Genomic DNA, 12,994 nt, shown 5'->3' on the forward strand with positions numbered 1-12,994 from the left:
CATGATATAATGTTATTTATAAGAACTGTGTAAAAGCCCGGTGAACGGGTTTTTTCATTTGCGCAAAAAAATGTACGTCAGGGAGGGAAGGACGCTCGTCCTAAATGAATGGAAAAAAGTTGGTATGTTGTCCATACTTATTCTGGATATGAAAATAAAGTAAAAGCAAACCTAGAGAAACGTGTAGAATCAATGGGTATGCAAGATAAAATTTTCCGTGTTGTTGTCCCGGAAGAAGTAGAAGTAGAAATGAAAAACGGTAAAGAAAAATTAATGAAAAGAAAAGTGTTCCCAGGTTATGTATTAGTAGAATTAATCATGACTGATGACTCTTGGTATGTTGTACGTAACACGCCAGGTGTAACTGGGTTCGTTGGTTCTTCTGGTTCTGGATCTAAACCATCACCTCTATTAGAAGAGGAAGTTGTTACCATTATGAAGCATATGGGAATGGACAATGAAGTGGTTGATTTCGACTTTGAACTTCATGAAACAGTGCGTGTAAATGAGGGACCATTCGCAGATTATACAGGTGCTATTGAAGAAATTGATGTGGAGAAGAAAAAGGTTAGCGTGCTTGTGGACATGTTTGGTCGCGAGACTCCAGTTGAGCTTGACTTCCATCAAATTGAAAAATTATAAAATGAAACTTGAAATGAATTGTAAAAAGTGATAATATCTTTTAAGTCAGTACGTCTTCGTTATCGGAGACGTTTTTTGAAAGATTTTATCCTTACAGATAAAATATGACGTGGGAGGGCAAATCACTGTCCAATTGACCACATCACGGACTTAAGGAGGTGTGTCTCGTGGCTAAAAAGGTAATTAAAATGGTAAAGCTTCAAATTCCTGCAGGTAAAGCTAACCCAGCTCCACCAGTTGGTCCAGCATTAGGACAAGCAGGTGTTAACATCATGGGCTTCTGTAAAGAGTTTAACGCTCGTACAGCTGATCAAGCTGGTCTTATCATCCCTGTTGAAATTACGGTATTTGAGGACCGTTCATTCACTTTCATTACTAAAACTCCTCCTGCTGCTGTTCTTCTTAAGAAAGTAGCTGGTATTGAGTCTGGTTCTGGTGAACCAAACCGTAATAAAGTGGCAACTGTTAAGCGTGATAAAGTACGCGAAATCGCTGAAACTAAAATGCCTGACCTAAACGCTGCTAGTGTAGAAGCTGCAATGCGTATGGTTGAAGGTACTGCACGCAGTATGGGCATCGTTATCGAAGACTAATTCGATTTGTTTTTTTAAAAAGGTTGCGGGTCTGGAATTCCAATTCGCAACCTTTATTATCGTAAATGATTATCGTTTTTAAATAAATGGATGGCGCGCATCCTCAGGTTATACCTGAAAATAAGCGTAAACGTGGGAGGTTATTCCGCTAAAACCACATTCGAGGAGGAAATAAAAATGGCTAAAAGAGGTAAAAAGTACGTAGAAGCTGCAAAGCTTGTTGATCGTGCAACTGCTTACTCTGCAACAGAAGCAGTAGAATTAGTAAAGAAAACAAACACAGCTAAATTTGATGCGACTGTAGAAGTTGCATTCCGTTTAGGTGTTGACCCTAAGAAAGCTGACCAACAAATCCGTGGTGCAGTTGTTCTTCCACACGGTACTGGTAAAGTACAACGTGTATTAGTATTCGCTAAAGGTGAAAAGGCTAAAGAAGCTGAAGCTGCTGGAGCTGACTTCGTAGGCGATGCTGATTACATCGGTAAAATCCAACAAGGTTGGTTCGATTTCGATGTAGTAGTAGCAACTCCTGACATGATGGGTGAAGTTGGTAAACTTGGTCGCGTATTAGGACCTAAAGGTTTAATGCCAAACCCTAAAACTGGAACAGTTACTTTCGATGTAACTAAAGCTGTTAACGAAATCAAAGCTGGTAAAGTTGAATACCGCGTTGATAAAGCTGGTAACATCCACGTTCCAATCGGTAAAGTATCTTTCGAAGATGCTAAATTAGTAGAAAACTTCGGAACAATTGCTGACACTTTACAAAAAGTTAAGCCAGCTGCTGCAAAAGGTACTTACATGAAGAACGTAACAGTTGCTTCTACAATGGGACCTGGCGTACGTGTAGACGTTTCTACATTAGCGTAAATTTTGGAAGTTGACTTCATAAAGAAGTTTTTATATAATCATTTATGTTGTGAATTTAATTAGTGTACCGTAGACAGTAGGTGTCAATAGACTTAATTTCCTACCTAGGTGTTAATATACGAAACGGAATTTTTTTCTGTGACTATATGCCTCCATGTCTACAAGTTGGGCATGGAGGTTTTTAGTGCACTTTCGGTACATCTTCTATATAATCTACAGGAGGTGTAATAACATGAGCAAAGTAATCGAAACTAAACAACAAGTTGTAACTGAAATCGCGGACAAACTTCGCGAAAGTAAATCTACAATCGTTGTTGACTACCGTGGTTTAACAGTTTCTGAAGTAACAGAATTACGTAAAAACTTACGTGAAGCTGGCGTTGAGTTCAAAGTTTACAAAAACTCTTTAACTCGTCGTGCTGCAGAGTCTGCTGAAATGGCTGAGTTAAACGAATTCTTAACAGGACCAAACGCAATCGCGTTCAGTAACGAGGATGTAGTTGCTCCTGCGAAAGTATTAAACGACTTCGCTACAAAACATGAAGCTTTAGAAATTAAAGCTGGTGTAATCGAAGGTAAACTTGTAACACTTGATGAGGTTAAAGCTATCGCTACTCTTCCATCACGTGAAGGCTTACTTTCTATGCTTCTTAGCGTTCTTCAAGCTCCAATCCGTAACCTTGCACTTGCTACTAAAGCAGTTGCAGAACAAAAGGAAGAGCAAGGCGCTTAATTTTTTAAAAGATAATTACTTGTTATCTATAAAACAATACAAACCTATTTAAGGGAGGATATTTACAATGACTAAAGAACAAATCATTGAAGCAGTTAAATCTATGACTGTATTAGAACTTAACGACTTAGTAAAAGCTATCGAGGAAGAATTCGGCGTAACTGCTGCTGCTCCTGTAGCTGTAGCTGGTGGCGCTGGTGAAGCTGCTGCTGAGAAAACTGAATTTGACGTAGTACTTGCAAGTGCTGGCGCTCAAAAAATCAAAGTTATCAAAGCTGTACGTGAAATCACTGGTCTTGGCTTAAAAGAAGCTAAAGAATTAGTTGACAACACTCCAAAAGCAATCAAAGAAGGCGTTTCTAAAGAGGAAGCTGAAGAAATGAAAGCTAAACTTGAAGAAGTTGGCGCTGCTGTAGAAGTTAAGTAATTAACTTTTGATGCTTTAAAAAAAGCTCGCTCTCATGCGAGCTTTTTTTTTAACTGTAAAGAAAAGAGGTGGCCATATGGCAGACCATTATTTTTCTAACGACCCTTCTAGTAAAAGTGATCGTAAGCGATGGGAATTTACACTTCGTGGATCTCAATTTACTTTCTTATCTGACCGTGGGGTGTTCTCGAAAAACGAAGTGGACTTTGGTTCTCGTCTTTTAATTGAAGCGTTTCAAGTGCCAGATATTAAAGGTGATATATTAGACGTAGGTTGTGGATATGGACCGATTGGTTTATCGTTGGCGAAAGAGTTTCAAGACCGTAAAGTTCACATGGTGGATGTGAATGAAAGGGCGCTTGAGCTTGCGAAAGAAAATGCCGCTAACAATAGAATTGGAAATGTACACATTTTTCAAAGTAGCGTCTATGAAAATGTAGATGGTATGTATGCTGCTATTCTATCTAATCCTCCAATTCGTGCAGGTAAAGATATCGTGCATGAGATTTTAGAAAAGGCTGTAGAGTATTTAGTTCCAGGTGGAGAGTTGTGGATTGTTATTCAAAAGAAGCAAGGTGCACCATCTGCACTGAAGAAACTAGAGGAAGTATTTTCTGAAGTCGAAGTTGTAGAAAAGAAAAAAGGATATTATATCATAAAATCAAAAAAACGTTGACGGTTATTTTTGGCTATGTTAACATTATACAATGCCAATATATGATTTTCTGCGTTGAGAAAGATGTATATTTTTGTTTCTCTTGGAAAAGATAGTAAAATCAGCAGATTATGAAACAGAATGATGGTTTTCTTATAGAAGCCATTTTTCTTTTTTGAGCAGGTAGAAAGACTCAACGTATTTATCTTTAAGAGAAAAAAACTACGCTAATAGCAGTAGTTGTATTTATTTGTGATTTTGCACAAATTTTTTTGTGCATTTATAATACTCATGATTTGAGGGGTGAAGCAGTTGACAGGTCAACTAGTTCAATACGGACGCCACCGCCAACGAAGAAGTTATGCCCGTATTAGTGAAGTATTAGAGTTACCAAATCTTATCGAAATTCAAACCTCTTCTTATCAGTGGTTTCTTGATGAGGGTTTGCGAGAAATGTTCCAAGACATTTCTCCGATCGAAGACTTTACGGGAAATCTATCGCTTGAATTTATCGACTACAGCTTAGGTGAACCTAAATACTCTGTAGACGAATGCAAAGAGCGTGATGTGACGTATGCAGCACCACTTCGTGTAAAAGTGCGTCTAATCAACAAGGAAACTGGTGAAGTAAAAGAACAAGATGTGTTCATGGGAGATTTCCCACTCATGACAGAGACTGGAACATTCGTAATTAACGGTGCAGAACGTGTTATCGTTTCCCAGTTAGTTCGCTCTCCAAGCGTATACTATAGTGGCAAAGTGGATAAAAACGGAAAACGTGGTTTTACTGCTACTGTAATTCCAAACCGCGGAGCTTGGTTAGAGTATGAGACAGATGCTAAGGATGTTGTATATGTGCGTATTGACCGTACGCGTAAACTTCCTGTAACTGTTTTGTTACGCGCATTAGGGTTTGGCTCTGATCAAGAAATCACCGAGCTTTTAGGTGATAACGAATACTTAAGCAACACATTAGAAAAAGACAACACAGATAGCACAGAAAAAGCATTGCTTGAAATTTATGAGCGTCTACGTCCTGGTGAACCACCAACAGTAGAAAATGCTAAGAGCTTACTTGTGTCTCGTTTCTTCGATCCAAAGCGCTACGATTTAGCAAATGTAGGTCGCTATAAGATCAACAAGAAGTTACACATTAAAAACAGATTGTTTAATCAACGTTTAGCTGAAACATTAGTGGATCCAGAAACTGGTGAAATTTTAGCGGCGGAAGGAACAATCTTAGATCGTCGTACACTTGATCGCATTTTACCTTACTTAGAGAAAAACATTGGATTCAAAACAGCGAAACCAATGGGTGGAGTGGTAGAAGGCGATGTTGAGCTGCAATCTATTAAGATTTATGCTCCTGAGTCAGAAGGCGAACGCGTAATTAATGTAATTGGTAATGCAAATATTACTCGTGATGTAAAACACATCACACCAGGTGATATCCTTGCTTCTATCAGTTACTTCTTCAACCTACTATACAAAGTGGGGGATACAGATGATATCGACCATTTAGGAAACCGTCGTCTGCGTTCTGTTGGAGAACTATTACAAAATCAATTCCGTATCGGTCTTTCTCGTATGGAACGTGTTGTTCGTGAGAGAATGTCGATTCAAGATACAAATGCAATTACACCACAAGCGTTAATTAACATTCGCCCGGTTATTGCATCTATTAAAGAGTTCTTCGGAAGTTCTCAGTTATCTCAGTTCATGGATCAAACAAACCCATTAGCAGAGTTAACTCACAAACGAAGACTATCTGCATTAGGACCCGGTGGTTTAACGCGTGAGCGCGCAGGCTTTGAAGTGCGTGACGTTCACTACTCTCACTATGGTCGTATGTGTCCGATTGAAACACCAGAGGGACCAAACATCGGTTTGATTAACTCATTATCATCGTTCGCGAAAGTAAATGAGTTTGGTTTCATTGAAACACCATACCGTCGTGTTGATCCAGAATCTGGTCTTGTAACAGGGCAGGTTGATTACTTAACGGCAGATGAAGAAGATAATTATGTTGTAGCCCAAGCGAATATGAAATTATCTGAAGAAGGAGAATTCCTTAGCGAAGATATCGTAGCTCGTTTCCGTGGTGAAAACATTGTCACAAATAAAGAACGCATCGACTACATGGATGTATCTCCAAAACAAGTAGTGTCGGCAGCGACAGCTTGTATTCCGTTCTTAGAAAACGATGACTCTAACCGCGCACTTATGGGAGCGAACATGCAACGTCAGGCGGTTCCGTTAATGAATCCGGAATCTCCGATTGTAGGTACAGGTATGGAGTACGTATCAGCAAAAGACTCAGGTGCTGCAGTAATCTGTAAACATCCTGGTGTTGTTGAACGCGTAGAAGCACGTGAAGTTTGGGTACGTCGCTATGTAGAAGTTGACGGTCAAACAGTAAAAGGCGACTTAGATCGCTATAAAATGCAAAAATTCATTCGTTCTAACCAAGGAACTTGCTACAACCAACGTCCAATCGTAAGTGTTGGAAATGAAGTTGTAAAAGGTGAGATTCTTGCGGATGGTCCTTCTATGGAATTAGGTGAACTAGCACTTGGACGTAACGTGCTAGTTGGCTTCATGACTTGGGACGGTTATAACTACGAGGATGCGATCATTATGAGTGAGCGCCTTGTAAAAGACGATGTGTACACTTCTATTCATATTGAAGAATATGAGTCAGAAGCTCGTGATACGAAGCTTGGACCAGAAGAAATTACACGTGACATTCCAAACGTTGGGGAAGATGCATTACGCAACCTTGACGAGCGCGGTATCATTCGCGTTGGTGCGGAAGTAAAAGATGGAGATTTACTTGTTGGTAAAGTAACACCTAAAGGTGTAACAGAATTAACAGCTGAAGAACGTCTATTACATGCTATCTTTGGAGAAAAAGCACGTGAAGTACGTGATACATCACTACGTGTACCACACGGTGGTGGCGGTATTATCTTAGACGTAAAAGTATTCAACCGTGAAGATGGCGATGAATTGCCACCAGGCGTGAATCAACTTGTACGTGCATATATCGTTCAAAAACGTAAAATCTCTGAAGGTGACAAGATGGCCGGACGTCACGGTAACAAAGGTGTTATCTCTCGTATTTTACCAGAAGAAGATATGCCTTACTTACCAGACGGTACGCCAATCGATATCATGTTAAACCCATTAGGGGTACCATCTCGTATGAATATCGGTCAGGTATTAGAGCTTCATCTTGGTATGGCAGCAAGATACCTTGGTATTCACATTGCAACACCAGTATTCGATGGTGCTCGTGAGGAAGATGTTTGGGGCACGATTGAAGAAGCTGGTATGGCAAATGACGCGAAAACAATCCTGTATGACGGACGTACTGGTGAACCATTCGATAACCGCGTATCTGTTGGTGTCATGTATATGATCAAACTTGCGCACATGGTTGACGATAAACTTCATGCTCGTTCTACTGGACCATACTCACTTGTAACGCAGCAGCCTCTTGGAGGTAAAGCTCAGTTCGGTGGACAGCGTTTCGGTGAGATGGAGGTTTGGGCACTTGAAGCTTACGGTGCTGCTTATACTCTTCAAGAAATCTTAACAGTGAAGTCTGATGATGTTGTTGGACGTGTTAAGACGTATGAAGCAATTGTTAAAGGCGAAAATGTTCCAGAACCAGGCGTTCCTGAATCATTCAAAGTATTGATTAAAGAGCTGCAAAGTTTAGGTATGGACGTTAAAATGATGTCTAGCGACGATAAAGAAATCGAAATGCGTGATACAGAAGATGACGACGATCATCAATCAGCAGATAAATTGAATGTCGAAGTTGAGACAACTAAGGAATAATTGGGATAACCTGTAGACTAAAAGGGAGGTAGGCCCCTTGATAGATGTAAATAACTTTGAATATATGAAGATTGGACTTGCTTCACCTGACAAGATTCGTTCTTGGTCATACGGTGAAGTTAAGAAACCAGAAACAATTAACTATCGTACGTTAAAGCCTGAGAAAGATGGCTTGTTCTGTGAGCGTATTTTCGGACCACAAAAGGACTGGGAATGTCATTGCGGAAAATACAAACGTGTACGTTATAAAGGTGTAGTTTGTGATCGATGTGGCGTTGAAGTAACGCGTGCAAAAGTTCGTCGTGAACGTATGGGTCATATCGAATTAGCTGCTCCTGTATCTCATATTTGGTATTTCAAAGGTATCCCGAGCCGCATGGGACTTGTCTTAGACATGTCCCCTCGCGCGCTTGAAGAAGTAATTTATTTCGCTTCTTATGTTGTAACAGAAAGTGGAGATACACCACTTGATAAGAAGCAATTACTTTCTGAAAAAGAATACCGTGCATATCGTGATCGATATGGTAGCACATTCCAAGCTGCTATGGGTGCAGAAGCGATTAAAAAGCTACTACAAGACATTGATTTAGATAAAGAAGTAGACTTCTTAAAAGAAGAATTAAAAACAGCGCAAGGACAACGCCGTACTCGTGCTATTAAACGTCTAGAAGTATTAGAAGCATTCCGTAACTCTGGAAATCACCCATCTTGGATGATCCTAGATGTTCTTCCAGTTATCCCACCAGAACTACGCCCAATGGTACAGTTGGATGGTGGACGTTTTGCTACTTCTGACTTAAACGACTTATACCGTCGTGTAATTAACCGTAATAATCGTTTAAAACGTCTATTGGACTTAGGTGCACCAAGCATCATCGTTCAAAACGAAAAACGTATGTTACAAGAAGCTGTAGACGCATTAATCGATAATGGTCGCCGTGGCCGTCCAGTTACTGGACCAGGTAACCGTCCATTAAAATCACTATCTCACATGCTTAAAGGTAAACAAGGACGTTTCCGCCAAAACCTATTAGGTAAACGTGTTGACTACTCTGGCCGTTCTGTAATCGTTGTAGGACCGAACTTAAAGATGTACCAATGTGGATTACCGAAAGAAATGGCGCTGGAATTGTTTAAGCCTTTCGTTATGAAAGAGTTAGTTGGAAAAGGTTTAGCACACAACATTAAGAGTGCTAAACGTAAAATCGAGCGTGTACAACCTGAAGTTTGGGACGTTTTAGAATCTGTGATCAAAGAGCATCCAGTACTTCTAAACCGCGCACCAACACTTCACCGTCTTGGTATCCAGGCGTTTGAACCTACATTAGTAGAAGGTCGCGCAATTCGTCTTCACCCACTTGTATGTACTGCATACAACGCGGACTTTGACGGTGACCAAATGGCGGTTCACGTACCGTTATCATCAGAGGCACAAGCAGAAGCTCGTATTCTTATGTTAGCGGCACAAAACATCTTGAATCCAAAAGACGGAAAACCAGTTGTTACTCCATCTCAGGATATGGTATTAGGTAACTACTACTTAACACTTGAGCGTGAAGGCGCAATCGGTGAAGGTATGGTCTTCAAAGATGCAAACGAAGCAATACTTGCATACCAAAATGGATATGTACATCTGCACACACGTGTTGCAGTTGCTGCAAGTTCAGTGAATAACGTAACATTTACTGAAGAGCAAAAAGGTAAGCTTCTATTAACAACAGTTGGTAAATTAATATTTAACGAAATCTTACCAGAGTCGTTCCCTTATATTAATGAACCGACAAACTCAAACCTTGAAAAAGAAACACCAGCGGAGTATTTCGTTGAAAAAGGTGCGAACATTAAAGAAATTATTGCTAGTCGCGAAGAAGTGGCGCCATTTAGCAAGAAGATCCTTGGTAACATCATTGCGGAAGTATTTAAACGTTTCCAAATTACGGAAACATCTCGCATGCTTGACCGCATGAAAAACTTAGGATTTAAGTACTCTACAAAAGCTGGTATTACAGTTGGGGTATCTGACATTCTTGTATTAGGTGAAAAAGATGAAATTCTCCATGAAGCACAAGCAAAAGTAGATAATGTAATTAAACAATTCCGTCGCGGTTTAATCACGGAAGAAGAACGTTACGATCGCGTTATCTCTATTTGGAGTAATGCAAAAGATGTTATCCAAGGAAAACTGATGAAATCCTTGAATAAACGCAATCCAATCTTCATGATGAGTGATTCCGGTGCCCGTGGTAACGCATCGAACTTTACTCAGCTTGCTGGTATGCGTGGTCTGATGGCCAATCCATCTGGTCGTATTATCGAACTTCCAATTAAATCAAGTTTCCGTGAAGGTTTAACAGTACTTGAGTACTTCATCTCTACGCATGGTGCGCGTAAAGGTCTTGCCGATACAGCACTTAAAACTGCCGATTCTGGTTACTTAACACGTCGTCTTGTAGACGTTGCACAAGATGTAATTGTCCGTGAAGATGATTGTGGAACAGATCGTGGTCTATTAATTGGTGCGATTAAAGAGGGTAATGAAGTAATTGAGTCATTATATGATCGTCTTGTTGGACGTTTTGCAAGAAAAACTGTAAAACATCCTGAAACAGGTGAAGTATTAGTTAGTGAAAACCAACTAATTACTGAAGATATCGCTCATATCGTTGAAAATTCGGGTGTTGAAACTGTAAACATTCGTTCAGCGTTCACGTGTAACACTCGCCACGGTGTATGTAAGAAGTGTTACGGTCGTAACTTAGCAACTGGTACAGACGTAGAAGTAGGAGAAGCGGTAGGTATTATCGCAGCTCAATCTATCGGTGAGCCAGGTACACAGTTAACGATGCGTACGTTCCATACAGGTGGGGTTGCCGGAGATGATATCACTCAAGGTTTACCTCGTATCCAAGAGATCTTCGAAGCTCGTAACCCGAAAGGTCAGGCAGTTATCAGTGAAATCGATGGTGTTATCGCAGCGATCAACGATGTTAAAGATCGTCAAGAAGTAGTTGTACAGGGTGAAGTTGAAGCTCGTACGTATGCTATTCCTTACGGTGCGCGTCTGAAAGTAACTTTAGGACAGCCAATTAGCCACGGTAAAGAGTTAACAGAAGGTTCTATTGATCCGAAAGAATTACTAAAAGTAACGGACATTACGGCAGTTCAAGAATACTTATTACGTGAAGTTCAAAAAGTATACCGTATGCAAGGGGTAGAAATTGGTGACAAACACGTAGAAGTAATGGTACGTCAAATGTTACGTAAAGTTCGTGTAAGTGATGCGGGTGAAACAGATGTATTACCAGGAACATTACTAGATATCCATCAGTTTACTGATGCGAATGCGAAGGTGTTACTGAAAGGTAAACAACCAGCAACGGCTAGACCTGTTCTACTTGGTATTACAAAAGCTTCACTTGAAACTGATTCATTCTTATCTGCAGCATCGTTCCAAGAAACGACACGTGTCTTAACTGATGCAGCGATTAAGGGTAAACGCGATGAACTTCTAGGATTGAAAGAAAATGTTATTATCGGTAAGCTTGTTCCTGCTGGAACAGGTATGAATCGTTATCGCAAAGTGGATCTTGTAAAAACAACACAAGGTGACATGAATGTAGAAAACGATGAAGTTTATGTGGAACAGTAAAATTTTCCGTCGTAAATTTTGTATAAAAACAGTTAATCCTAGTTGACATTGTATGAGTCAAAATGTTACTATAATCAAGGTTGCTCCTGAACGATGCTTTGGAGGATATTTATATGTCTTATCAAAAAGTATCAAATGCTGAAAATGTAGTCGTTGGTCATAAACGTACATTGGAGGCAATCAAAAATGGTATAGTTAAAGAAGTTGTTATTGCAGAAGATGCTGATATGCGGTTAACCCATACAATCATTTGTACTGCCTTGCAACATAACGTACCCATAACAAAAGTTGAATCAGTTCGTAAGCTTGGAAAAGTTTCGGGGATTCAAGTAGGAGCTTCAGCAATAGGAATAATAAGTTAAAACTGTTTTTGTGAGGAGAGAGCATTTGCTCTCCCTTGCAAAAACTTTGTTTTCAACTAATAATGAACCACCTGGATATGTGGTCATACAAACATGCGAAGGGAGGATAATCAAATGCCTACTATTAACCAATTAGTGAGAAATGGTCGTACTGATAAAGTATGGAAATCTAAATCACCTGCGTTAAACAAAGGGTTCAACTCTTTAAAGAAAAAATCAACTGATATCTCTGCACCTCAAAAACGTGGTGTATGTACTCGTGTTGGTACAATGACTCCAAAGAAACCTAACTCAGCGTTACGTAAATACGCTCGTGTACGTTTAACAAACGGTATCGAGGTTACAGCTTACATCCCAGGTATCGGTCATAACCTACAAGAGCATAGCGTAGTATTAATTCGCGGTGGTCGTGTAAAGGATTTACCGGGAGTACGTTACCACATCGTTCGTGGTGCGCTTGACACAGCTGGTGTTGACAAACGTATGCAAGGACGTTCTAAATATGGTACTAAGCGACCAAAACCTGCTAAAAAATAATAACTTTAAAATGAAAGGAGGAACTCAATATGCCTCGTAAAGGACCTGTTGCGAAACGTGACGTGTTACCAGATCCAATGTACAATTCTAAGCTAGTAACACGCCTTATCAACAAAATGATGGTTGACGGTAAAAAAGGTAAATCTCAAACAATTCTTTATAACGCTTTCGATATCGTTCGTGAACGTTCAGAGAAAGACCCTATGGAAGTATTCGAGCAAGCTCTTAAGAACATCATGCCTGTTCTTGAAGTACGTGCTCGTCGTGTTGGTGGTGCTAACTACCAAGTTCCAGTTGAGGTTCGTCCAGAACGCCGTACAACTTTAGGTCTTCGCTGGTTAGTAAACTATGCTCGTCTTCGTGGTGAAAAAACTATGGAAGAGCGTCTAGCTTACGAAATCTTAGATGCAGCTAACAACGCTGGTGCATCTGTTAAGAAACGTGAAGACACTCATAAAATGGCAGAAGCTAACAAAGCATTTGCTCATTACCGTTGGTAGGATTCAACGTAAAATAAATGTAAGCATAAACCGCTTTATTTGTCGCTTATGGAAGTGTGGAGAGGGAGAATGCCTCTCCCTTTCGTTGGGCGCTCGTTTTACATAATGAGGGTACTGGACATACTGACATGTGTAACAATATAAAGTGGCTTTTTTGCTACTTAAAATAAAAAAATCCAA

General features: G+C 40.0%; 11 protein-coding genes and 1 other annotated feature. All 11 genes read left to right on the top strand.

Features of this window, described 5'->3' with window-relative positions; translation table 11 throughout:
- The first annotated feature begins 108 nt into the window (after positions 1-108).
- Positions 109-642 carry a transcription termination/antitermination protein NusG gene (gene nusG, locus KVT31_RS26990; RefSeq protein WP_000415794.1) on the top strand — a complete coding sequence of 178 codons (534 nt, stop codon included), beginning with the start codon at positions 109-111 and terminating at the stop codon, positions 640-642.
- A 167-nt stretch (positions 643-809) separates the two neighbouring features.
- Positions 810-1,235, top strand: a complete 426-nt coding sequence (gene rplK / locus KVT31_RS26995; protein ID WP_001085872.1) for a 50S ribosomal protein L11 — start codon at positions 810-812, stop codon at positions 1,233-1,235.
- A 177-nt stretch (positions 1,236-1,412) separates the two neighbouring features.
- Positions 1,413-2,105, top strand: coding sequence for a 50S ribosomal protein L1 (gene rplA, locus KVT31_RS27000; RefSeq protein WP_002096939.1), 693 nt, complete (start codon positions 1,413-1,415; stop codon positions 2,103-2,105).
- 49 nt (positions 2,106-2,154) lie between these two features.
- Positions 2,155-2,298: a sequence feature (ribosomal protein L10 leader region), on the top strand.
- Positions 2,299-2,337: 39 nt separating this feature from the next.
- Entirely contained in the window at positions 2,338-2,838 is a 501-nt protein-coding gene (rplJ, locus tag KVT31_RS27005) for a 50S ribosomal protein L10 (RefSeq protein ID WP_000048721.1), read from the top strand.
- 67 nt (positions 2,839-2,905) lie between these two features.
- Positions 2,906-3,265, top strand: coding sequence for a 50S ribosomal protein L7/L12 (rplL, locus tag KVT31_RS27010; RefSeq protein WP_000159737.1), 360 nt, complete (start codon positions 2,906-2,908; stop codon positions 3,263-3,265).
- Between the two features lie 76 nt (positions 3,266-3,341).
- Positions 3,342-3,941, top strand: a complete 600-nt coding sequence (locus KVT31_RS27015) for a class I SAM-dependent methyltransferase (protein WP_000763283.1) — start codon at positions 3,342-3,344, stop codon at positions 3,939-3,941.
- Between the two features lie 291 nt (positions 3,942-4,232).
- Entirely contained in the window at positions 4,233-7,766 is a 3,534-nt protein-coding gene (rpoB, locus tag KVT31_RS27020) for a DNA-directed RNA polymerase subunit beta (protein ID WP_000147550.1), read from the top strand.
- Between the two features lie 37 nt (positions 7,767-7,803).
- Entirely contained in the window at positions 7,804-11,415 is a 3,612-nt protein-coding gene (gene rpoC / locus KVT31_RS27025; protein WP_000567948.1) for a DNA-directed RNA polymerase subunit beta', read from the top strand.
- Between the two features lie 113 nt (positions 11,416-11,528).
- Positions 11,529-11,777 carry a ribosomal L7Ae/L30e/S12e/Gadd45 family protein gene (locus tag KVT31_RS27030; protein WP_088094807.1) on the top strand — a complete coding sequence of 83 codons (249 nt, stop codon included), beginning with the start codon at positions 11,529-11,531 and terminating at the stop codon, positions 11,775-11,777.
- A 114-nt stretch (positions 11,778-11,891) separates the two neighbouring features.
- Entirely contained in the window at positions 11,892-12,314 is a 423-nt protein-coding gene (gene rpsL, locus KVT31_RS27035) for a 30S ribosomal protein S12 (protein WP_001142341.1), read from the top strand.
- A 29-nt stretch (positions 12,315-12,343) separates the two neighbouring features.
- The gene (gene rpsG / locus KVT31_RS27040) at positions 12,344-12,814 is read left to right on the top strand and encodes a 30S ribosomal protein S7 (protein ID WP_088094808.1); all 471 of its coding nucleotides are present in this window, start codon (positions 12,344-12,346) and stop codon (positions 12,812-12,814) included.
- Positions 12,815-12,994: the final 180 nt, after the last annotated feature.

The sequence above is a fragment of the Bacillus sp. GbtcB14 genome, from assembly GCF_019091205.1.
GTDB classification, from domain to species: Bacteria; Bacillota; Bacilli; order Bacillales; family Bacillaceae_G; genus Bacillus_A; species Bacillus_A cereus_AG.